The sequence below is a fragment of the Bacillus sp. sid0103 genome (assembly GCF_019219025.1).
The window spans coordinates 1-21,242 of record NZ_JAHUWN010000013.1 but is presented as its reverse complement, the minus strand read 5'-3'; the positions used below and the strand labels follow the sequence as shown (position 1 = coordinate 21,242).

Here is a 21,242-nt window from a genome sequence, read left to right as displayed (position 1 = left end):
TTCACCTTCTTAATATAATACGAGTATACTTGTATACAAGTATTATAGAATGAAATTCAAAAAATGCAAGCGCTTTTTTAATTTTTTGATGACATGATAGTAAGGTGAATTCATTATTCTTAGAGAATTTAAAAAATAATTTCAACTAAAGTCTATAAAATATAGGTATCATAAAGAAAAGTGGATATTGCTGATGCATAAATGAATGAAAATATTGGCAGTTATTTTTAAGGAGGAAATCAAGATGAGTATTTTTTTAAAAGAAGTGTTTGTAGGTATGCCAAAAACAGTAGGAAGCAAAGAGGCAAAAAACCCAATGGAAAGAGAATGGACCAGTGCCATATTTAAAGAGCCGGTACAGGAACCTGTTTGGGTGGGGAGAACAGGTTTAACAGGGGATGGACAATGGGATACAGAACATCATGGCGGACCGGAAAAGGCAGTTTTTGCGTATGCCTTTGAAAATTATACATATTGGCAAAAGGAACTAGAGAATTATAAGATAACAGCGGGCGGAATGGGTGAGAATCTTGTCATGGAACATCTAACAGAGGAAATGATTTCGATAGGAGACACTTTCCAGATTGGAGAAGCAGTCGTCCAAGTTTCGCAGCCAAGGCAGCCTTGCTGGAAACCAGCCCGCCGTTTTAACGTAAAAACGTTGGCGCTGTTATTACAAAATACCGGAAAAACAGGCTGGTATTTTCGCGTGTTAAAAGAGGGGTATATCGAGAAAGGGCAGACGTTTACGTTGGTGGACAGGTCATATCCGCAGTGGACAATCCAAAAGTGCAATCAAGTTATTCATGCAAAGGAACAAAACTTTGAAGATATATTCGAACTTTCCAAATGTGAATTGCTTGCACCAGGCATGAGAGAGACATTAGCGAAAAGGGTAGAAAGGCTGGAAACCCCAGATATTCGAAGTAGAGTTTTTGGACCTAATGAATTGGATTAAGTAATTCTAATTATTCAGGGAAAATACTAAGTGTGTGGTGTATTGACGACCGAGCGTGTGAAAAAGAAGAGGAGATGGTCGTCAATCCTGTTTACCAAAAGCGTAAAAAGAAGAGGGAAAGGTAACCATTAGAAGTTACCAGCTACTATTTTTCCACCCTTTCATCGAACTTTTTAGCTGCTTACTCTATAGTTAGGTTTATTTAATCTTTTATCAATAGTCCCTGTGAGCAGGAGGGTCAGAACCGATACAACCACATAGTAGGGCTGGTCCCACCAGACCAGGCTACGAAGGATTCCTGTTCCCATAAGTACTTGATTCAACACAAACATAAGCAAAGCAGTGAAAATGTATTTGATCCAATTCCTTTTTAAGTAAAACTTCGTCATTAGGCAATAAAACAGACTGTCACATAAATAGAAAATGTCACTAAAGGCAATTGAGTCACGACCGGAATTTTCAAACCAGCCAGGAGAGTAAATTCGATTTGAGAAAAAAATAATCGGCAGAATATGTGCACTTGCAGAGATTGTGCACGTTATTAAATAGAGAATCCAATAATGCTTGAACCCATTAGCAGGCTGTAAAATCCACTTATAATAATTCTTAGCTGTAGCAAAATAGAATGGGAGTCCCAGTCCCGTATAGGCCAACCTCCACCAATTATGGGAATAGATATGCAGTTTTAAAAATAACCACTCTACGCCGACAAAAAATCCGGAAAAGAAAATACTCCAAACCCAATTTAACCCAAAAACAGCTATAAACGTAGCAATGACTGGTAAAGAGAAGGCATTTGACACGAATGCCCCCAAATTGTTGTCATAGAAGTTATTATGTTTGATAAAATTCGGATTATAGTCATAGCTGGCTAAGAAATTATATATAACAGTCTCAATGATAAAAGCTAAACCTATCATGGTTAATAATAGGTAAAGTGATTGAGTATTTCTTTTTTTTAATAAGATAAAAATAAATAAACCGGTGCTTAAAACAAGTAAAGCATAATACCAATATGAATTATGCATAACATTCACTCCGATAATAACTGGATTTAGATAGTTTGTTCCTAAGAATGAAAATTATGCAAGCCCTTCCAACAAGTGAAAACCACTAAGGAGTAAATCCCTAGTGGTTTTTTGAATATGAACCGTATTAATATAAAAAATGTCTCTTTATTTACCTATTAATTGGAATTTAAGAAGGTATGTGAATGCGTCTTCACGAATTTTTTAAAATGGTATTTAAGGAGGGATATAGTATGTTCACAAAGCTTCTTCCTCATCGAAATACTCATAAAAGAGAAGACGGTCACTTTAAGAAGAACAAATCAATGAGGTGAATAGATTGTATCAATTTAAAGAAGGTCAGGTAGTTAGAAATGAATACTCAACCATTCCTTATACATGGATTCATAATGAAAAAGGAAACAAAAGCATCTGTATCATGCTTCCAGGCCTTGGCTATACTACCCAGCGGCCGCTTTTTCATTACGCAACCAACATTTGCTTGAATCACCAGATAGATATTCTCCATGTTAATTATCAGTTTGCGAAGAATGAACATTTTACAAGACTTAGCAAGGAAGAACAGGAACGTTGGATGTATGAAGATGTAAAGGATGTTGTGGAAGAAAGTTTAACTGGCACGAATTATGAGCAATGTTTTCTCCTAAGTAAATCGATTGGAACGATACCAATGGCATTGGAGTGGACACTCGAGAATTTCATTCAGAATCCGTTTGGCATTTGGTTAACCCCGCTTTTAAAAGAGGACAATGTTTACGAGACACTATTGAAAACTAAACTGCCATCTCTATGCATTATCGGTGATCAGGACCATCACTTTATCAACGAACGAGTTACTGCACTGAAGAAGAATGAACATATTTCCACTGTTATCATTCCCGGTGCTGACCATAGTTTAGAGATACAAGGGGGTGTTTCCGCAAGTATTGAAGTCGTAAAGATAATTGTTGATTCATTTCAAGACTTTATCCGGAGTCATAGGATTTGAAACTTTTTTGATTTTTCCGGATAAAAGTCTATCTTGATGTCTCCTGAAAAGTGACTTTCACGACCTTTTCAGTCTGCTTATTAAATTCGATATTAACGTAAACACCGAATTCCTTATTATTATCTTTTAACCAAAGCTTGAACTTTTCGGTGGAGGTTTGCGGACCACTCGTCCTTCCGATGTGAAGATAGTCAACGATTTTGGCGTGCGGGTACTTTTCATGAGTTTTTTCTAAGGCAAGAGTACCCCATTTTGCATAGGGAGGTATCGGTTTTTGTTGTGCAGAGACTTTATTCATAGCTGGCAGCGGATTTACACTTCCTGAGAAGACAAACATGGTAATCAATAAACTAATTAAAAGTTTTTTCATAAATTATAACCCTCTTTGTTTTTGTTCTTATCATTTCATTTCAAGAATTAACTTATGTAGTTTTCATGAAACAGTATCATTGTTAAATTTGTACAATAAATAATTTAGTTTTTTTCATACGAAAAGCAAATTTGTATAGGTGAGGGGATTAAATTGAATATTAAATTACTAGATGCATCTGATGCAGAAAACTATTGGGAGCTAAGACTGGAAGCACTTAAGCAAAATCCAGAAGCATTTTTAACGAGCTATGGAGATGCGATAAAAAGGGAAAATCCAATTGCTCAAGTTGCCCACAATTTTTCCGCTGAAGGAAACTATACATTCGGGGCATATGAAAATAATGAACTAATTGGAGTAGTCACATTGCTGCACGAAACTGCCGAGAAAATCCAGCATCGGGCCAATATATATGCGATGTATGTTACACCTAAAAAACAAGGCTTCGGTGTGGGAAAAGCATTAATGACGGAAGCGATTAATAAAGCCAAATCGATTAAAGCGGTTGAGAAAATAAATTTATCTGTAATGGCAAGCAATGAAAAAGCAAAACAACTTTATTGTAAACTAGGTTTTCAAGTGTATGGGTTTGAGGAAAACGCCATTAAAGATAATGGTGTCTCTTATAAGGACCTGCATATGGTGTTACATTTGAAATCAACGAGTGAAGAGTCCAGTTTTAAAAGTAAAAATATTTACATTCGACCATTTTCTGAGGAAGACGCAGTATCACTTCTTCAATTACAGACAGAAAATCGGCACTTTTTCGAAAAGTTTTCGATGGAGCGGAATAAAGATTTCTATACGGTCGACACTCAGCTGCAGCGGATACAGGCGTATCAACAAGAAAGCAGTAATGATCAAAGCTATTCGTTTGGAATTTTTAAGAATGAGGGAGGGTTAATTGGGACCATAAATCTTTTTCAAGTTCTCAGAGGCTCACTTCAAAGTGCATTCATCGGATATTTTTTAGATAAGAAGCAAAATGGGAAAGGATACACAACTGAGGCAGTGAAACTGCTTGTGGACTATGCATTTAAGGAATTGAAATTACATCGGATAGAGGCCGGGGTCATGCCACACAATATTGGTTCGATACGGGTGTTGGAGAAATCCGGTTTTCATCAAGAAGGTTTAGCTCTGAAAAATGTGAAAATCAACGGGAAATGGGAAGACCATCAGGTATTGGCGATTATTAACCCGAATGATTAGGAGGCTGCTAAAATGGACATTATTGAACATGCGCTTCAGGTAGCAAGTTTTCGTCATCGAGAACAATGCAGGAAGAACACCAACATCCCTTATATTGTGCATCCAGTCGCGGTTGGGATGATGTTAATGAAGGAAGGGTATGAAGTGGAGATCATCGCGGCGGGAATTCTTCATGATACGGTAGAGGACACTGACCTTACCTTGAGTGATATCGAGCAGGAATTTGGGGGAAGAATTGCAAAAATTGTAGAGGGATGTTCTGAACCTAATAAATCACTTCCGTGGAAAGCGCGGAAGGAACATACGATTGAGTTTTTAAAGACTGCCTCAGAGGATATTCGTGTTGTTGCCTGTGCAGATAAACTACATAACATTCGCTCTATTATCAACGATTATGAGCTACTGGGTGAATCAGTTTGGGACAGATTTAATGCCGGTGAAGAACAACAAAAATGGTATTACACAAATATTGTTAAAAGTCTCGGTCAGATGTCGTGGTTTCCATTAGTAAAGGAGCTGGAAACAGAGGTCCACCGGCTCTTTACCGAGTAGATCACGAGGTAAACCGTGGAAAGGACCTGGCAATAGGACTTCATGTATGGCATTCTCCTATCGTCCACAACAAAGGGTACAAAAAGGGTCATCAGACGCGTCTTCTGATGACCTTAATCTTTGCTATAGGTTATCATCAATAAACTAAATTCTATTTCTAACATCTTCTCTAATGAATTCGATCATATCCTCAGACAAATTAGCTGGTAATGACGAACCATTCTTAAAAACCCAGGCATTCACTACTTCGAGGTCACCTTTTTTAAAGGTAATACTATAATCTTGATGCTGATAAGTAAAATCAACGGTTACTTCCTCTTGGTCGTATGGCTCATCATCAATAATCATATTAAAAATTTCATAAGATTCCACGGGTATGCTCCTTTGTAACATTCTTTATGTAAGGCTCTTTTCGTAAACTTTGTTGCTCTTGAATAATAATAAGGGTCATTTACCTAATTACTAATGCGCTTCTTGTCAATATTATTACGAAAAGATGCCACGAAACATTCAGGAATACGGGTTAATGAACTTATACGAAAAACAACAACAAATGCGAAAACAGCCATATGTAAATAGGGTTCACTATATGAATTTGTTTATTCAAAAGCAGCCATAAAAACTACTATATTTCACGTTAATATATTAAATAAGAATATGATAAAATGAGGATTGGAGTGAATGGAGGTTGGCAAGCATGTTGTCTTTCTATAAAATCCTTGTTTTTATACATATATTTTCAGCCATCCTAGGGATGGGTCCCGGTTTCATCTTAACGACAGTGGTCAAATCTGGAAAAAACATGACCGAATTAAGACATTCCTATAGTATTAGGCATAGGCTGCATATCTTTGTCATGATTGGCGGCATTCTCCTTCTACTTACAGGGCTAAGTATGGGTTTCCTCAACCCAAGTCTGTTTAAGATGGGATGGTATGTAACAAGTCTGATTCTTTTTTTGGCAGCCCTTGCCATTGGGCCACTTGTCTTATCACCTAGGTCCAAGCCTGTTAAAGCACTACTAGAATCCCATAAAGGTGAAGAAATACCCGAAGAATATTGGAACTTATCAAAAATACTCTTTCGATTTGAAAACCTGGAAAATGTAATCTTTATCATCATCATCACCCTGATGATCTTAAAACCGTTCTAATTGGGTGTCAGGCACCATGTGAAATTTTCACATGGTGGGTATGGTTTGAGAAATCGGCCCATTCTTTATTCATAGAGGAAAAGGACGCCTTTATGCAATTAGTGAAAGAGACAGTCAATGAATGGAACACCATTAAAGTATAACGAACAAGAGAGGTATGGCCATTTATCAGCCATACCTTTCTTCGTAAATTTATCTATTATCTGAATACAAGTAGGATAGTACGGCAGGAATTCTTTCTCTAAAGAAAATATATGCATGTTCCGCATCCTCGACAAGCTGAAAGTGAAAATCGGTCATTTTTTCGTTCACTATCTCGTAGACACGGTTGGTCAGATTAAGAAAGACTTGATTCATTTCTTCATCCGCACCAACTTCTTTCGTGCCAAAATCCATGTAAAACTTTTCGATTTTAGATAAGTCCGATGTTTTTAATAGTTTTTCGATTTCTTCTTGATTTCGATAAAATCCAGGTGATAAAGCAGCAATTCTTTTAAAAATATGCGGGTAGATGCAGGCAGCATAAGTGGAGATTAATCCACCTAATGATATTCCAGCCATTGATGTATGATTTTCAAGGGTTCGGTACTTCTCATCAATGAATGGTTTCAGTTCATTCACAATAAAATCGATATATTCTTTACCACGGCCTCCTGAAGGACTGGCATAGCCTAAGATTTGTTTGCTTACTTCACCATTGACCCATGGGCAGTATTCGTTAACCCGTTCTTCCCCTTCAGGATTTAAATCAATTGCCACAACAATTATCTCTAGTCCACTTTTGTCTAAGTACTCTTTCATTCCTAGAGATATCCCTTTAATGGCACCTTCATCTTCAAAAACATTTTGTCCATCATGCATATACAATACTGGAAATCTCTTATTTCCCTCTATATAGCTATCAGGCAGGTATACTCTAATCAATCTTTCTTGTTTGAAAGAGTTCATATACAAAGAGAATTTTTCTAACAAGTCGTCCACCTACTTCTAAAGAATATTCTCTCTAAATTTACCATAATTTTCATTTAATTCGTTAAATTTTATTTCGAAATATAATTGGCCACTTTGGTTCCTATGAGTTTAGAAAGTGGAGGATTTACCTAAACTAATAGGGAAGTAAATAAAGAGATATTCGGAATCAAAGGAGATTGGTTGGCTTGGTAGATTATCAAATTAGTACATATGAGGAAGCAGTTAAGGTTATTAAGGAAGTAGGTTTATTGCCTCTTTCGCCACTTATTCCTCAATACCCTTCGCTTGATAGCATTACATCGAAGGAACATTGGCATACGGGTTCAGAAAATGATCCATGGTTATGGAGGGCACAGTTCCCTGTCGATGGAGTAGCAGCTTACGGAAAGTTTATTAAGAAAAAATCAGTGTTAATCTCCCGTGAGATTCTCCCCTTGGTAAAGACGATCTTAGGGTCAAAAGAATCAGTATCGAAACGGTATAAGGATGGTCTTATTTCAAGGGAGGCCTTAGAGTTATTTACCCTAATAAGTGAGGAAGAAGGCATCGACACTAGAGTGTTAAGGGCCAAGGCAGGTATGAAGGATAAAGAAAAGAAAAAGCCGTTTGATCAGGCGTTGTTAGAATTACAAGGCTCAATGGATATTGTCGTCTCAGGGACCAAGGAGAAAATAAACGCATCCGGTGAGAAGAACGGCTGGAGCAGTACTTCCTTTGAAACACTTGACTATTGGTCAAAAAATAATGTTGTTGATTTATATGATATCGAAATGGAAGAAGCAAAAGATGAGTTAAAAAACCATTTTGTTAAGATAGGCAGTCCCGAGTCTTTAAAGGCTTTAGGAAAAATATTTCAGTTTTAGGTTCAGATGATTATCATTGGTTACATGTTATGACAAACTTCGCTCTTGATTCTTCGGGTTGAATCCATTAATATGGGAACTACGATAATTGAGAGGGTGACCATAAAGCCAATGATTCACTAAACCTATTAAAAGGAAAAAATTCGGATTAATAAACGAACATATTTCTGGATAGGATTAGTGCGGGCTTTTATAGACAAAAGGGAGTAAATGGTACTTGGTGTACTGTGTCCTTTTGTGCTGAAGTGCCTCCTGTCCAGATGAATGGATAAGGAGGTTTTTTTATGGAAGAAACAAAAACAAACATTACCATGGTGGATTTATTTCGTAATCGAGTTATCCGTACCATCTTGCTCTCGACCTTATTTCTACAAATCGGTATCTGGGTACGGAACTATTCCATTTTACTATTTGTCATTGAGCAGACAAATGAAGATCCCGTTGCCGTCTCACTGATTTCAGTTGCAGAATTTGCGCCAATCTTTTTATTTTCCTTTATTGGAGGCACTTTGGCAGACAGGTGGATGCCGAAACGGACAATGATTTGGTGTGACTTCCTTAGTGCGATGTCCATCTTTATTGTATTGCTAACATTAGTATTTGGCAGTTGGAAGGTTATTTTCTTTGCGACACTTGTTTCATCGATTCTTTCCCAGTTTTCCCAGCCTTCTGGAATGAAACTTTTCAAGCTTCATGTAAAAGAAGAACTTATTCAGATGGGTATGTCAATGTACCAAACTGTGTTTGCTTTGTTTATGATTTTAGGGCCGATTATTGGTACTTTTGTTTATCAGCATTACGGCATAAGTGCAGCCATCGCTGTGATGGGGATTGCCTTTATGCTCTCGGCAGCGATTCTATTTATGCTCCCACCTGACCGAGAAATCGAGGAAAACGCTGTAAAAACCACACTTATGGAGGAAATGAAGGCAGGTTTCCGCTATGTTTGGAACAGCCGGGCGCTAACTTTGCTTGGGGGCTGTTTTGCAGCAGCAGGGTTAGGATTAGGGCTGACGCAGCCACTTTCTGTATTCCTCATTACGGAAAAACTTGGTTTACCAAAAGAGGACCTACAATGGTTGATGGCGGCATTTGGAGCAGGGATGATTTTAGGTGGGGGCCTCATAATGGGATTAGCGAAAAAGACTCCTCCACAAATCTTGCTTGCGATAGGAATGAGCGCCTCTGCTTTAGGATTTATTGTGATGGGGCTATCAGAACAGTTGTGGCTGACATTGACCGCACAATTTATTAGCGGTTTGTTTATGCCCTGTATTCATATTGGAATTAATACGATGATTTTGCAAAATACAGATGAAGCTTTTATTGGGCGGGTTAATGGGATATTAAACCCGATGTTTATGGGAACAATGGTCATTACCATGAGTGCGAGCGGCTGGCTGAAAAAAACCTTTTCGCTTGTCACGATGTATGAAGCCTCTGCCTTCCTTTTTATCGTGGGGGTTATTATTCTAGTTCCTCTTTTCAAACAGTCGCTCCCAATTTTGAAAAAAAGCGAAGAAGCTTAATTAAATACAACAAGGCTGCTCTTTACATAGGGCAGCTTTTTTTGTGCAAAAACTGTCATAGAATCCTATATTAAAAAGGGATGATATCGATTACAATATAGATGTGTATTTTCCTTTTTCAAAGGATCACTAAATTCAAGCATAAAGATAAGGCGCTATTCAGTAGAATAGTGCTTTTTTTGATGATAGGGGCATTTGAGCGCCAAAGCAGTAAAAAAAATCGTAGTGGCTGACTACGATTTTTAATAACTGTCCCTGTCGACTACTAATGGCAAAGTAATTTCTACTTGTGTTCCTTCATTGGATACACTTTTAATAAAAATGTTCCCGCCATAGGAGTCAATTATTCGTTTGCAGACGGTTAGACCTAGGCCAGAACCATCTTTCTTTAATGTGAAGAATGGGTTAAATGCTTGGTTTATTTGATCCTGCTGCATCCCAACTCCATTATCCAATACGGTAATCAAACAATTATCTGCTAGCTTCTCTAGAGTAATAGAAAGTTTCCCTCCATAAGGCATAGCTTGCAAAGAGTTCTTGGTTAAGTTAAGAATAACTTGCTTGAGATGGTCTTTGACACAAGAAACAAGCAGACTTTCCTTGCAATAATGGATGGTTAACTCCACATTCATAAAATTGGCTTCGGAATGAATAATCGGCTCAATTTCAGCAACGATGTTATTAACATTATCAGTTTTTAGCGTGTGAGCAGTCGGTTTCCCTAGAACAAGCAATTCACTAACAATGACATTGATCCGATCGATTTCTGTTTGAATCACTTCGAAATAGGATTGGGCCTTTTGATCGTGATATTCCTCGCTTAACAGTTTTATTAAGCCTTTTATACCGGTTAATGGATTCCGTATTTCATGGGCTGTACTTGCCGCAAGCTTCCCGATTAATTCTAACTTATGATGTTCCGTTTGGGCCTGTTCCCTTTTTATTTTCTTTTTTAAAAGAAAATATTGTGCCCATAAAAAGACGATATTTGAAAGGGTTAGAAAGATGATCATATATTTTAAAAACGGTTTCCAAAAAGCTAGTCGATTCCCAGATTGGACTAGGACTGAAATCGTCCACGGTACATTGGCCATTTTCATGCTGTATTTTATCGAGTTTTCTTCAGGGATGGAGCCTGCTTTAAATAATACTTTGTTAGAATCATCCATGACGATGACCATTTCATCTGTAACCAGGTTTTTTATGGCTGCTTCAATTTTGTCCGTACGCAAACTGGCAACAAGAACACCCTGAATTTTGCCATGGTCAACAATGGGTGTGGCAATCGTGATGATTTGCCTGCCAGTGACTCGGCCGATGTGTACGTCAGAAAAACTTGTTTTCTCTGTCTTTATGGCACGCTGAAAATAAGGTTGATCGCTCACATTTATATTTTTAGAATTTGTATTCGTGCTGATTAGTAAGTCACCATTACTGTTAGTCCAAAAGAAACCGGAAAGACGAGGATCTTTTCCTGTTGTTTCTCGAAGTAACGTTTCTAAATTTTCTAGGCTGGTATTCTGAAACTTAAGCGAAGAAGCAAGCATCTCTAATCTGCCAACCGTTTCATTAAAGAAATTTTCAATATTCATTGTGTGAAAGTTAGCATAATCTTCGGCTTTATTTTTATTTCGATCTTCCAATACCTTTACCCGGTGTTGTGCTAAGACCGAACTGATTGCGACTGTGGGGATCAAAGTGAGTAGTAGATATATTAAAAATTTATTCTTCAGGATTGATGAAAGAACTCTAACTGCAACCAAGTTGAATCTACTCCTCAAAAATTTGTTTATCATTATTCTACTATTTTTTTAAGCAATGGAATATACCTTACAGTTGTTTATTTTTGGGAATTTTATTCAACTTCCTTTATTTTAAGGTGTTGTTCCTTTATCCTACTCCGTTTTATTAATTACTCCAAGAAATGCAATGACAAGCCAACTGTATGGGGCCACCTTCCATTAACTTCTATAGTTACACTATCATTAAAAAAATTTGAAACTTTTTTGTGTACTCTCTTCTCTAATTAGTGAAAGGAGGTTAGAAATTGAAGGAAATAAAACTGATAAAAAAAGCGATAAAGGGCAATAAGAAAGCCTTTGAAGAGTTGTTAATCTTACATAGCGATCAATTGTATCGGACCGCTTACCTCTACGTTGGGAATCGTGAAGATGCGCTAGATCTTGTTCAAGAAACCGCCTATAAAGCATTTTTAGCAATCGGACAATTACGAGAGGAAAGATATTTTTTAACTTGGTTAACCAAAATAATTATCCACTGCGCCTATGATGTCTTGAAAAAGAAAAAGAAAGAAATACCGGTGGAGGATTTTATTGAAATGTTACCAGTGAAAGAGGATAGACGTGATGAGGCCTTAGATTTAGCAGAAGCCATCGACAGATTAAATGAGCATTATAGGAATGCGGTGATACTGTTTTACTATCAGGATTTGCCGATAAGCGAAGTGGCCAAAGTGATGAATATCCCAGAGAATACCGTGAAGACGTATCTTTATCGAGGGAAAAATCAATTGAAAAAACTATTAGGAGGTGGCAGTTACAATGGAGAAGAACCTTTTTTCTAAGGAATATGAAAAGATTGAAGTGCCAAAAGAGGATGTAGTAAGGGCCATTAAAATGGGTGTGAGACAAGCTAATTTGGCTAAAAACCCTCGAAAAAAACGTGTCTTTGTTTTTTCGGCCGCAGCCGCAGCCGCAATCTTTATTTCTTCTGGGTTTATTTTTCCGTCCATTTCAAAGGTAATGGCAGAGATGCCGCTGGTGGGGTGGTTTTATAAAGACTTAATAGGCGAACAATTAGCTTCGCAAAAATTAATTACCCAATTAAACGAAACTGCTAGCTATAAAGGGATAGATGTAGCGATTACGAGTGCTTATTTTGATGGGGCTGTTATTGGGGTTACTTTTGATGTGAAAGGGAACGTAAAAGCGGATGAGGATGGAGGGTTAGCTGCTTTTTACGAGATATTTAATGGGGACAATCGGATTGAAGAAACGAAAGAAATCGTCCACATGGAGCGTGTTGAGAACGGGTTTACCGGGCATATCCAACTGAGTTATCCAAAATCAGCATTACCTACAGATACAACATTTCCATTAGAATTTAAAAGTATAGGTCAAAAAAAGGGTTCTTGGAGATTTAATGTTCCAATTAAGCAATTACCTTTTGAAACTGTAAAAATGCATAAAGTAAGCAGTAAGGATGACGTTAAGTTCCAAGTTAATTCTGTTATTTATGGGAAGGCATCCACCGCGCTTAACTACATAGCTTCCTACCCAAGCGAAGGGAAACTCGATCAAATCAGGATGGAGTTGTTCGATGACAAAGGAAATCCGATCCACCCAGTATCAACCAGTACGCTTGAAAAGAAAATGACAGGGGACAAGATGATTGTAATAGGAAGGACAAATATTTTACAACCGTTACAAGGCAAAACGGGTTTTGTAGAAATTCGTCCCCAAGCGGCCATATCAGAATCCAATCAATATGTTTCCCTTGATACAAACACTCCAGTTCTAATCAAGGCTGAAAGACAAAATCTCTCGGTAATGGTTGAAGACATAACGGTAAAAGAAAAATCCGTCACTGTCGATTTTCAATTAAATAGAGGTGAGAAAGGAAATTGGAATTTCACGTACTTTCATGATTTTGCCCGCAATGATGTGACACTCGTGAAGGTATCAAGAAAAGAGCTATATGAGAAACCAATCAAACATACGATAAAAACCCTTGATAAGGAAAAATTGCGATTCAGAAGTACGTTTGATAGTAGTACCTTGGGGAATTTTCAACCTGATCGGTTCGTGGTTAGAGTAAATTTGAATTCCATGGCGATGAATATGCCACTTGAATTAGCCCCCGTGAAAATTGAAATCGACTAATCTTTAAGCCCTAAATAAAAAGTTACAATAAATAAAAAAACGTTTAGTTTTACGAAAAAATAAATAACTAAATTTTCCCAACGCCATGACATACCTAGCGTTGGTTTTTTTAATAGAATAGAATATTTCTGCTGGTGCCTGACACCTTGCCCCCTACTTTTTTCCCAATTATCCTAATAGATTCATCGTGTTATGATTATTTTGAAAATTATACACAAAAAGAAATTAGGAGGCGGTTGGCATGAAAAAGAGAACATCACTTGTATTAGCATTGGGATTAACGATAGGGTCTGTGCTCCCGATTACGGCTGCAGCAAAAACGATTCCGTACAATGTTACGGTTAAGAAAGATGCGGCGCAATTTGGTCAGAACGCTAAGGTTTATTGGAAACAAGGGCAAAAGGTACCATCCTTTGTCCATGGAAAGCTATCAACAAAAGCATATAAAGATAAAGATGCAGTGAAACAATTTTTAAAAGAAAATAAAGAGTTATATCAATTAGATACTGCTAAAGATTTAACATTACTAGATGTTCAGACGGATGAACTTGGCAGCAAGCACTATAATTTTGTTCAATCAATTCAAGGGATTCCAGTTGATGGAGCAAAGTTTAAGGTCCACACTGATAAAAATGGAATCGTTACCGCAGTGAATGGAGATGTGTTCCCAGAGGCATCCTCCTATTTCAAAGGGGCCCTGAAAGCACAGCTATCGAAGGATGCTGCCCTTGATAAGGCTTGGAAATCTATTAAAGTAACGAAAGAGGAAACCTTAACTAATGCCAAAGCTGGTCCTACTGGTAAAAAGGTAGAGGATACGGTGGAAAAGGCAGAATTAGTGGTATATAAAAATGGTGACCACTTTAATTTGGCTTACAAAACAAATCTTCAATTTATTCAGCCATACCCTGCCAACTGGGTCGTCTATGTGGATGCCGTAAATGGTAATATCTTAAAATCCTATAATGCTGTCGCAGATGGTACAGGGGTCGGTGTTCTAGGGGATACGAAATCGATTAATACTTATTATTCAAGTGGAACATATTATTTATATGATATTACCAAGCCGATGACGGGTGTTATTGAAACAAGAACGGCAGGAAATACATCTCGATTACCTGGTAATTATTCTGTTGATGCTGATAATAATTTCAACGCTACGTCACAGCGAGCAGATGTCGACGCGCACTACTATGCTGGTGCTGTCTATGATTATTATAAGAATACGTTTAATAGAAATAGTTTTGATAATAATGGTGCTACTCTTCGCTCCACTGTCCACTATGGTAGAAATTACAACAACGCTTTCTGGAACGGAGCACAAATGGTTTATGGAGATGGCGATGGGACAACCTTCCGTTCATTGTCAGGTGCACTTGATGTCGTTGCCCATGAATTGACACATGCGGTTACAGAAAGAACAGCAGGGTTGGAATATCAATATCAATCAGGTGCCTTAAATGAGTCCATTTCTGATACGTTCGGAGTATTCCTTGATAAAGGGGATTATTTAATTGGGGAAGATGTGTACACGCCTAATAAAGCTGGCGATGCCCTTCGCAGTCTTTCAAACCCTGGTCTTTATGGACAACCAGAAAATATGAGCGGCTATGTGAATACAACCTCAGATAATGGAGGAGTTCACACAAATAGTGGTATTCCGAATAAAGCAGCCTATTTAACGATTTCAAGTCTGGGAACAGCCGTCGCTGAAAAAATCTACTATCGTGCACTTACGGTCTATCTTACTCCGACAAGTAACTTTAGCGGTGCACGTGCCGCTCTCCTTGCAGCCGCAGCTGATTTGTATGGCTCTGGCAGCACACAATATAATGCTGTTAAATCTGCTTGGACACAAGTAGGGGTAAACTAAGAAAATATAGTAGGTCAGCCATCATAAAATGTGATGGCTGACCTTTTTTTCTGGATAAAAAAATAGATTGGTGTCAGGCACCAATCCAAAAATGGGAAGTTTTAAGAAATGAGTTCTTTAACTATTTCCGTATTAACTTGACTTAATCATATGAAAAACTTGTGTTGAAATTAGGTGGAACTTGTGTGGAAGTTGTGAAGATTTTTAGTGGCGCAATGTAAAAATGCTCCGCTAATTTATGTGGCTGAAATATAGTTATGTATAAGGATTGGCACCACAACATATTTTTAATTACTAGAAAGGAGGGATGGATATGGACAGATATCATATTAGACAGGGAGTTAAAGAAGAGGAGGATTTTTTATGGGAGATGTTGTATCAAGCAATTTTTACTCCTGAGGGCGATCAGCGGCCTTCACGAGATATACTAAATGAACCACAAATTGCCCAATCATTGATAGGCTGGGGAAGAAAAGGCGATACATCCTTAATTGCGACAACTTCGACTGACACACCAATTGGCGCTGTCTGGATCCGACTATTCAATGATACCAATAAAACATATGGTTATATCGATGAGAATACCCCACTATTAGGAATGGCCCTTCTTCCAGATTACAGAGGAAAAGGAATAGGGACAGCTCTTCTTAGCGAGATGTTAAAGGCAGCCAAACAAATTGGATTTAGCAGGGTTTCATTAAGCGTGGACCCTAACAATAAGGCGCTCCATTTATATACTAAAATGGGCTTTAAAAAGGTGGGCGTGGACGGGACTTCTTGGAATATGGTGGTAACGCTTTAATTTAAGATATTGCAGTTGCCACTAGTTAGATCTTTGGTTCCATTTATCTCCTATTTTTAAGTGTTCAGGGTGTTGTTAATTCGTTTCTTGTAATATAATAAGAGGGAGATGTTCACGAAATTGTCAAAATCACCATTTTATTATTTTACATAAATTTTTAAGTTTCAGGGGGATGACATATGATCAGAGCGGCTATTGCTGGTGTAGTGGGTTTTGTGCTTATTTTTATCGAATCAACTATTGTCATGAAGCTAAAAGGCCTTGAAACCATTGAATTTGGCGGTATAGCCCCGTTCATTAATGTCTGGGCGATGAACTTCTTTTTCGTGTTTGCCATTCTTACACAGGTATCAAATTGGTACTTGAACAAGGAACGCTTGGAAGAAGATAATAGCTTTTAAGAATCACTGAAAAATTAAAAAAGCGGCTCAATCTAGAGGGATGCTTTAGATTGAGCCGCTTTTTTTGTTTACATTAGGCGTTTTGTTTAATGGGCTTTTTTAAAGTGGTTTTACGAATAAATGGGATTACCCAACGGTCAAGACCGATACGGCCGGCATTAAAACCAGAGAACAGGATAATAGCTCCGATGAATAGGTCTGTTGGGATATGAGATACGGTTCCTGCTAAGAAAAACGCGAAGTTCATCACAAGACCAAAGAACATTGCAGCTGTTGTTAAGCAGCCAAGAATAAGTCCAAGTCCTACTAAAAATTCACCTAAAGGAACAATTGTATTAAAAATATCGACGTTTGGTAATGCGAAATGCTGTAAGAAATCTACGTACCAGCCATAAACGACGCTGCCATCAGGACCTTTTACTGGATTAGCAATTACTCCTTTTAAAAATCCAGAAGCATCGAACCCGCCTGTTAATTTGTGGAATCCTGCTGTTAACCAAGAATAACCGATATAAAGTCGAAGGACTGTTAAAATGCCTGCGGCAACTTTGTTTTCTCTTAACCAATTTACTACCATGTGAAACACTCCTTGTTTAATAAAATTTTTATTCGTTATCTACATTTTTACTATACCAAACTTATTTTGAAATCAGGGTAAATTGTTCACTATTTCACATATTTGTAAAAAAGTTTTGAACAAATTTCAAACAAACGATCTTTTTTCAATTCACAGGTGTGTTTTTGTACATTATCGGCGTTATGAAAGACAGTTCCCAGCATACGAAGAGAGATTTGTCCATCATCGGTGTTATGAAAGACAAATCCTCAGCATACGAAGTGAGTTTTGTCCATCATCTACTTCATGAAAGACATTTCCTCCGTTTTCCAAGCAAGTCTTGACCTTCAGACCAACTGCTTATACAGAAACCCACTAAAAAAAGGATTAATTTCCCCCTTTTTTTTATTAAAATGAATATATAGAATTTTCGGTGAATAGTGAGGTTATGCATCAAGCAGCAGGCCTAAAATCATTTCCATATCCATTTAAGGAAGATGTGTATCGATATTCCAACCCGTTAGAGGCATTGCTTGAAGCGGGCATCAAGGCACCTTATTCCTGCCGAGTTGGACGGTGCGGAACGTGTGAACTTAACGTGCTAGAGGGGGAAATTGATCATTATGATTCCTTCTTAACTGAGGAACAAAAAGGTTTACAAAAGAGCATATTAGCATGTGTTTCGCGGGCTAAATCAGAGGAAATTGTTATCGATATATATAAAAATGCTTGGAGAAGCTCCAAGCATTTTTACGTAGATAGGAAAAAGCTTACCCTAAATATTTTTCTAAAGGCTTCCAATAATTTTCGCCCCATCCAGCCGCAAGATGTACTTCTTCAGCTTCAGGAAAACCGATGTGATCGAAAACCAAAAGGGTATTAGAGTCTTGTTCTTTAAGTTCAAACTTTGCGATAGAATAAACCCCTTCAGGCCAGTTCGCTACACGCCAAGCTTGAACAATTCGTACACCTGGAACAAGTTCAATGTTTCTTCCAAGAATCATACCGCCAAAGCAAGAAAAAGTCCCGCCAGCTTCAGGGCTGATTTCAACCGGAGCCCCTCCCGTAACTTCACTAAATTGTTGAGAATCTGTGAGCGCTTCATATAATCGTCCAGGGCTTGCGTTGAACACTACTTCCTGATGAATGATATTAGACATTTTTATTCCTCCCATTTTATTAAGCAGATGCTAACTGATTATCTTTATTTTTTAACCATTCTTCGAGCATCTCAACGTTCATGCTTTTCAACATGTCCGCATGATCTTGAATGGCATGGTGCCACATAACCGCCTCTACTTTATAGCGGTCGGCGTTTTCTACAGTAAATCCACAGTTACAAGATAATTTAGTCATTTTTTTCTCTCTACCTAATAAATTATTTTTATTAAAGTTGATTAGAGCGAAAGAAGTTCGCTTTCAGTGGGCGGTCCGGGAGCTTCCTCGGTGCTTTACACGCCTGCGGGGTCTCCCGTATCCTGTTTTTTTCCCGCGGGAGTCTTGCGCCTTCCGCTCCACATCAACCATGAGTTTAACCATTTTATTAAATTAATGCATAGCTACAACGGACCAGGGGTCTACGCCGGGGTCTCTGCCTTCAGCAAAATCTTTGATGCGTGGCATGTAATGTGACCAGCCATGTTGGTGTGAAGGGATTTCTTCCACTGGGAGGTCATAATGAGTTAATACTAGGTTTGTCCCATTTTCTTTCGGGGTCAATTTGAATTCCACTTTACTTGAGCCGGGCGGCACGAGCTTGGATTTTTCCCAGCCCCATGACATGACAATTTTTTCATAAGGAACAATTTCAACATATTCGCCCATGGCAATATCGCTGCCATTCACATCAATTCGATATTTACCGCCTATTTTAGGCTCGAGCAGGATCTGTCTTCCCATCCAGCGGACCATTTTGTCTGCATCCGTAAAGAATGAAAATAATGTTTCCGGACGAGCTTCAATAAAGATTTCTTTGGTGATTACGTCATTATTGGTCTGATTCACGATTAATTCTCCTTTCTTCCTCTTCTGCAGCTTCTTTTAAACGAAGTAAACTATCATCCCAAAAACGGTCAATATACTGCTTTAATTCTGAAAAACCGTCCCTTCTGATACCGTAGTACCGTTTTGTTCCGTCCCTCCGAACCACTACAAGGCCAGATTGTTCGAGAACTTTGAGATGCTGAGAAACTGCAGGAGCTGAGATGTCAAAATGGGAGGCAATCGCGCTGGAGGTAAGCTCTCCATCGCGAACAAGATATAGAATATCTCGACGTCTAGGCTCTGCCAAAGCATGTAGGACTTTTTCAATCATGTTGTTATTTTAGCGTATGCTTAATTAAGTGTCAACTTAATTAATGAAAAAATCTCCTTTCAGTAGTTAGTATCTTTTGGAAAAAGTGATGAATATATGTCAAATTATGAGAAGTTAATGTCTTGGTTCCCTTATGGTATCTAATCTAATGATATTTTTTCACAAAAAGGGCTTGATAAAACTAATAGTATTAGTTAAAATAAAACTAATCATATTAGTTAAAAGGAGATGTTCCTTATGAGGATGATTAAAAATGGGTACTTGTATCAAGTCACATTTATGGCGAGTGTTTTTCCAGTCAACTGCTATTTGGTGGAGGAAGAGGATGGGCTAACGCTAATTGATGCTGCATTAGGTTTTTGCACGAAGGGGATTTTGAAGGCAGCAAAAACGATTGGAAAGCCGATTACCAAAATTGTATTGACGCATGCTCATGAAGACCATGTCGGAGCGCTCGATTCATTAAAAGAATGGCTGCCAGAAGTACCGGTCTATATTTCGAATCGCGATCACAGACTAATGAATGGTGATCGGTCCCTTGATTCTCATGAGGCACAAACACCGATTAAAGGCGGTGTGCCGAAAAAATTAAAAACGCGTGCCAACATCTTATTAAAGGAAGGCGATCTGATCGGTTCGTTAACCGCGATCGAAACGCCTGGGCATACACCTGGTTCGATGTCCTTTTTAGATTTGCGTACAAAGGCGCTGATTGCCGGTGATGCCTTGCAAACAAGAGGTGGAATGGCGGTAGCAGGGGATATCATTCCGTGGTTTCCATTCCCAGCCTTTGGTACATGGAGTAAGGAAACAGCGTTGACAAGTGCGCGAAAATTAATAGGTTATCAACCAGCAGTACTTGCAGTCGGCCACGGAGAGATGGTGATGAATCCTGTGAATGAAATGGAACAGGCAATCAGGCATCTTGAACGAAAACTTAGATAGGGAGTAATGACGATGTCACCAAGACCCAAGATCGGTCTCGAAATATCTTTTATAATTGAAGCAGCAGGAGAACTTGCCGACCAACAGGGGGTGCAGGAAGTTACCTTAGCTAACTTGGCGAAGAAACTAGGGATCCGTCCCCCTTCATTATATAACCATTTCGATGGACTTACTGGATTACGAAAGAAATTGGCTATCTACGGACTTGATAGGCTGTATGAAGTTATGGCAAATGCTGCGATTGGGGTGTCAGGCACCGAAGCTATTCTAGCGGTAAGTCAGGCATATGTGGATTTTGCCCGAAAACATCCAGGTATTTATGAAGCTACCTTGCTTGCCCCGAATCCCGAAGATGTAGATGTACAGCAAGCGGGCGAAAAAATCGTAGACCTTTCAGTCCGTATTTTGCAGGCCTATCAATTAGAAGGTGACCGTGCCTTACATGCTGTCAGGGGATTGCGCAGTATTTTACATGGATTCTCAGCCTTAGAGCAAAAAGGCGGGTTTAAGATGTCAGTGGATTTGAATGAGAGTTTGATGATTATCATTAAGGCCTTTCTAGCTGGGATTGGGTAAGGAGATTAGTATGTGGTTTGTTGACAGTGCCCGTAGCATGGGAAAATATCTATCGCGGTCCCTCTGAGAGGTTGACAGTGCCGGAAGACGTGGAAAAATGTCGGTCGCGGTCCCTCTGGGAGATTGAGTCCATATAATTGTGTAAAAAGAAAATGAGTCAAATTAATTCCTCATGGTTACAATGTTAACGGCGAAGAAAACAATGTGGAGGAATTAATTATGACTCAAATACAGTTTAACCTAAATAT

At 38.4% G+C, this 21,242-nt stretch carries 25 protein-coding genes and 1 pseudogene; 16 read left to right on the top strand and 10 right to left on the bottom strand.

Features of this window, described 5'->3' with window-relative positions; all coding sequences use genetic code 11:
- Positions 1-244: 244 nt before the first annotated feature.
- The gene (locus KW850_RS15390) at positions 245-958 is read left to right on the top strand and encodes an MOSC domain-containing protein (RefSeq protein WP_218348468.1); all 714 of its coding nucleotides are present in this window, start codon (positions 245-247) and stop codon (positions 956-958) included.
- Between the two features lie 173 nt (positions 959-1,131).
- On the opposite strand, the gene KW850_RS15385 is transcribed toward KW850_RS15390, so the two are convergent.
- Positions 1,132-1,986, bottom strand: a complete 855-nt coding sequence (locus KW850_RS15385) for a hypothetical protein (RefSeq protein WP_218348467.1) — start codon at positions 1,984-1,986, stop codon at positions 1,132-1,134.
- 319 nt (positions 1,987-2,305) lie between these two features.
- Between KW850_RS15385 and KW850_RS15380 the strand changes: the two genes are divergently transcribed.
- Positions 2,306-2,974, top strand: coding sequence for an alpha/beta family hydrolase (locus KW850_RS15380; protein ID WP_218348466.1), 669 nt, complete (start codon positions 2,306-2,308; stop codon positions 2,972-2,974).
- Between the two features lie 28 nt (positions 2,975-3,002).
- Here KW850_RS15380 and KW850_RS15375 read toward each other — a convergent pair whose 3' ends face one another.
- Positions 3,003-3,344, bottom strand: coding sequence for a YqzG/YhdC family protein (locus tag KW850_RS15375; RefSeq protein ID WP_218348465.1), 342 nt, complete (start codon positions 3,342-3,344; stop codon positions 3,003-3,005).
- Between the two features lie 153 nt (positions 3,345-3,497).
- Here KW850_RS15375 and KW850_RS15370 point away from each other — a divergent pair.
- The 3 genes and pseudogenes from KW850_RS15370 to KW850_RS15360 form a co-directional block, all read left to right on the top strand.
- Positions 3,498-3,959: pseudogene (locus tag KW850_RS15370) on the top strand (GNAT family N-acetyltransferase); the annotation flags it as partial.
- 24 nt (positions 3,960-3,983) lie between these two features.
- On the top strand, positions 3,984-4,556 hold the full coding sequence (locus tag KW850_RS15365; RefSeq protein WP_218348607.1) for a GNAT family N-acetyltransferase: 573 nt from the start codon (positions 3,984-3,986) through the stop codon (positions 4,554-4,556).
- 12 nt (positions 4,557-4,568) lie between these two features.
- The gene (locus KW850_RS15360) at positions 4,569-5,108 is read left to right on the top strand and encodes an HD domain-containing protein (RefSeq protein ID WP_218348464.1); all 540 of its coding nucleotides are present in this window, start codon (positions 4,569-4,571) and stop codon (positions 5,106-5,108) included.
- Between the two features lie 144 nt (positions 5,109-5,252).
- On the opposite strand, the gene KW850_RS15355 is transcribed toward KW850_RS15360, so the two are convergent.
- A complete protein-coding gene (locus tag KW850_RS15355) occupies positions 5,253-5,480 on the bottom strand; it encodes a hypothetical protein (protein ID WP_218348463.1) in 228 nt (75 codons plus the stop codon).
- Positions 5,481-5,805: 325 nt separating this feature from the next.
- On the opposite strand from KW850_RS15355, the gene KW850_RS15350 reads away from it, so the two are divergent.
- Positions 5,806-6,261 carry a DUF2269 family protein gene (locus KW850_RS15350; protein ID WP_218348462.1) on the top strand — a complete coding sequence of 152 codons (456 nt, stop codon included), beginning with the start codon at positions 5,806-5,808 and terminating at the stop codon, positions 6,259-6,261.
- 192 nt (positions 6,262-6,453) lie between these two features.
- On the opposite strand, the gene KW850_RS15345 is transcribed toward KW850_RS15350, so the two are convergent.
- Positions 6,454-7,233: an alpha/beta hydrolase gene (locus tag KW850_RS15345; protein ID WP_218348461.1), complete on the bottom strand. Its 780-nt coding sequence runs from the start codon at positions 7,231-7,233 to the stop codon at positions 6,454-6,456.
- 185 nt (positions 7,234-7,418) lie between these two features.
- Here KW850_RS15345 and KW850_RS15340 point away from each other — a divergent pair, with 185 nt between their 5' ends.
- Positions 7,419-8,096 carry an AlkZ-related protein gene (locus tag KW850_RS15340; RefSeq protein ID WP_218348460.1) on the top strand — a complete coding sequence of 226 codons (678 nt, stop codon included), beginning with the start codon at positions 7,419-7,421 and terminating at the stop codon, positions 8,094-8,096.
- A 284-nt stretch (positions 8,097-8,380) separates the two neighbouring features.
- The gene (locus KW850_RS15335) at positions 8,381-9,625 is read left to right on the top strand and encodes an MFS transporter (RefSeq protein ID WP_218348459.1); all 1,245 of its coding nucleotides are present in this window, start codon (positions 8,381-8,383) and stop codon (positions 9,623-9,625) included.
- Between the two features lie 242 nt (positions 9,626-9,867).
- Here KW850_RS15335 and KW850_RS15330 read toward each other — a convergent pair whose 3' ends face one another.
- The gene (locus KW850_RS15330; RefSeq protein ID WP_218348458.1) at positions 9,868-11,388 is read right to left on the bottom strand and encodes an ATP-binding protein; all 1,521 of its coding nucleotides are present in this window, start codon (positions 11,386-11,388) and stop codon (positions 9,868-9,870) included.
- A 284-nt stretch (positions 11,389-11,672) separates the two neighbouring features.
- Between KW850_RS15330 and KW850_RS15325 the strand changes: the two genes are divergently transcribed.
- The 5 genes from KW850_RS15325 (at position 11,673) to KW850_RS15305 (ending at position 16,603) form a co-directional block, all read left to right on the top strand.
- Positions 11,673-12,209, top strand: coding sequence for a sigma-70 family RNA polymerase sigma factor (locus KW850_RS15325; RefSeq protein WP_218348457.1), 537 nt, complete (start codon positions 11,673-11,675; stop codon positions 12,207-12,209).
- On the top strand, positions 12,187-13,527 hold the full coding sequence (locus KW850_RS15320) for a DUF4179 domain-containing protein (RefSeq protein WP_218348456.1): 1,341 nt from the start codon (positions 12,187-12,189) through the stop codon (positions 13,525-13,527). Before KW850_RS15325 ends, KW850_RS15320 begins: the two co-directional genes overlap by 23 nt.
- Before the next feature lie 241 nt (positions 13,528-13,768).
- Positions 13,769-15,400, top strand: coding sequence for a M4 family metallopeptidase (locus tag KW850_RS15315; protein ID WP_218348455.1), 1,632 nt, complete (start codon positions 13,769-13,771; stop codon positions 15,398-15,400).
- Between the two features lie 313 nt (positions 15,401-15,713).
- Positions 15,714-16,202, top strand: coding sequence for a GNAT family N-acetyltransferase (locus KW850_RS15310; protein WP_218348454.1), 489 nt, complete (start codon positions 15,714-15,716; stop codon positions 16,200-16,202).
- Between the two features lie 179 nt (positions 16,203-16,381).
- A complete protein-coding gene (locus tag KW850_RS15305) occupies positions 16,382-16,603 on the top strand; it encodes a hypothetical protein (protein ID WP_218348453.1) in 222 nt (73 codons plus the stop codon).
- A gap of 73 nt (positions 16,604-16,676) precedes the next feature.
- Here the strand turns inward: KW850_RS15305 and KW850_RS15300 are convergent, their stop codons facing one another.
- A complete protein-coding gene (locus tag KW850_RS15300; protein WP_218348452.1) occupies positions 16,677-17,180 on the bottom strand; it encodes a DoxX family protein in 504 nt (167 codons plus the stop codon).
- A 427-nt stretch (positions 17,181-17,607) separates the two neighbouring features.
- Here KW850_RS15300 and KW850_RS15295 point away from each other — a divergent pair, with 427 nt between their 5' ends.
- Complete coding sequence (locus KW850_RS15295; protein WP_218348451.1) at positions 17,608-18,042, top strand: 2Fe-2S iron-sulfur cluster-binding protein; 435 nt, start codon at positions 17,608-17,610, stop codon at positions 18,040-18,042.
- On the opposite strand, the gene KW850_RS15290 is transcribed toward KW850_RS15295, so the two are convergent.
- The 4 genes from KW850_RS15290 to KW850_RS15275 all read right to left on the bottom strand — a co-directional run bounded on the left by KW850_RS15290 (position 17,930) and on the right by KW850_RS15275 (position 19,473).
- Positions 17,930-18,319, bottom strand: coding sequence for an SRPBCC family protein (locus tag KW850_RS15290; protein WP_218348450.1), 390 nt, complete (start codon positions 18,317-18,319; stop codon positions 17,930-17,932). The two genes, KW850_RS15295 and KW850_RS15290, sit on opposite strands and share 113 nt — an antisense overlap.
- Positions 18,320-18,338: 19 nt before the next feature.
- Positions 18,339-18,515 (bottom strand): hypothetical protein, encoded by a 177-nt coding sequence (locus tag KW850_RS15285; RefSeq protein ID WP_218348449.1) that lies wholly within the window; start codon positions 18,513-18,515, stop codon positions 18,339-18,341.
- A 192-nt stretch (positions 18,516-18,707) separates the two neighbouring features.
- On the bottom strand, positions 18,708-19,163 hold the full coding sequence (locus KW850_RS15280; protein WP_218348448.1) for an SRPBCC family protein: 456 nt from the start codon (positions 19,161-19,163) through the stop codon (positions 18,708-18,710).
- Positions 19,147-19,473, bottom strand: a complete 327-nt coding sequence (locus KW850_RS15275; RefSeq protein WP_218348447.1) for an ArsR/SmtB family transcription factor — start codon at positions 19,471-19,473, stop codon at positions 19,147-19,149. The genes KW850_RS15280 and KW850_RS15275 overlap by 17 nt, the downstream gene beginning before the upstream one ends.
- Before the next feature lie 237 nt (positions 19,474-19,710).
- Between KW850_RS15275 and KW850_RS15270 the strand changes: the two genes are divergently transcribed.
- Both KW850_RS15270 and KW850_RS15265 read left to right on the top strand, forming a co-directional pair.
- The gene (locus KW850_RS15270; RefSeq protein ID WP_218348446.1) at positions 19,711-20,418 is read left to right on the top strand and encodes an MBL fold metallo-hydrolase; all 708 of its coding nucleotides are present in this window, start codon (positions 19,711-19,713) and stop codon (positions 20,416-20,418) included.
- Between the two features lie 12 nt (positions 20,419-20,430).
- The gene (locus KW850_RS15265; protein WP_218348445.1) at positions 20,431-20,994 is read left to right on the top strand and encodes a TetR/AcrR family transcriptional regulator; all 564 of its coding nucleotides are present in this window, start codon (positions 20,431-20,433) and stop codon (positions 20,992-20,994) included.
- The last annotated feature ends 248 nt before the right edge of the window (positions 20,995-21,242 follow it).

Coding starts and splice junctions, on each gene's coding strand:
- KW850_RS15390 (WP_218348468.1), top strand. CDS start 245: ATGAGTATTTTTTTAAAAGAAGTGTTTGTAGGTATGCCAAAAACAGTA.
- KW850_RS15385 (WP_218348467.1), bottom strand. CDS start 1,986: ATGCATAATTCATATTGGTATTATGCTTTACTTGTTTTAAGCACCGGT.
- KW850_RS15375 (WP_218348465.1), bottom strand. CDS start 3,344: ATGAAAAAACTTTTAATTAGTTTATTGATTACCATGTTTGTCTTCTCA.
- KW850_RS15365 (WP_218348607.1), top strand. CDS start 3,984: ATGGTGTTACATTTGAAATCAACGAGTGAAGAGTCCAGTTTTAAAAGT.
- KW850_RS15360 (WP_218348464.1), top strand. CDS start 4,569: ATGGACATTATTGAACATGCGCTTCAGGTAGCAAGTTTTCGTCATCGA.
- KW850_RS15350 (WP_218348462.1), top strand. CDS start 5,806: ATGTTGTCTTTCTATAAAATCCTTGTTTTTATACATATATTTTCAGCC.
- KW850_RS15335 (WP_218348459.1), top strand. CDS start 8,381: ATGGAAGAAACAAAAACAAACATTACCATGGTGGATTTATTTCGTAAT.
- KW850_RS15320 (WP_218348456.1), top strand. CDS start 12,187: ATGGAGAAGAACCTTTTTTCTAAGGAATATGAAAAGATTGAAGTGCCA.
- KW850_RS15315 (WP_218348455.1), top strand. CDS start 13,769: ATGAAAAAGAGAACATCACTTGTATTAGCATTGGGATTAACGATAGGG.
- KW850_RS15310 (WP_218348454.1), top strand. CDS start 15,714: ATGGACAGATATCATATTAGACAGGGAGTTAAAGAAGAGGAGGATTTT.
- KW850_RS15305 (WP_218348453.1), top strand. CDS start 16,382: ATGATCAGAGCGGCTATTGCTGGTGTAGTGGGTTTTGTGCTTATTTTT.
- KW850_RS15300 (WP_218348452.1), bottom strand. CDS start 17,180: ATGGTAGTAAATTGGTTAAGAGAAAACAAAGTTGCCGCAGGCATTTTA.
- KW850_RS15295 (WP_218348451.1), top strand. CDS start 17,608: ATGCATCAAGCAGCAGGCCTAAAATCATTTCCATATCCATTTAAGGAA.
- KW850_RS15290 (WP_218348450.1), bottom strand. CDS start 18,319: ATGTCTAATATCATTCATCAGGAAGTAGTGTTCAACGCAAGCCCTGGA.
- KW850_RS15285 (WP_218348449.1), bottom strand. CDS start 18,515: ATGACTAAATTATCTTGTAACTGTGGATTTACTGTAGAAAACGCCGAC.
- KW850_RS15275 (WP_218348447.1), bottom strand. CDS start 19,473: ATGATTGAAAAAGTCCTACATGCTTTGGCAGAGCCTAGACGTCGAGAT.
- KW850_RS15270 (WP_218348446.1), top strand. CDS start 19,711: ATGAGGATGATTAAAAATGGGTACTTGTATCAAGTCACATTTATGGCG.
- KW850_RS15265 (WP_218348445.1), top strand. CDS start 20,431: ATGTCACCAAGACCCAAGATCGGTCTCGAAATATCTTTTATAATTGAA.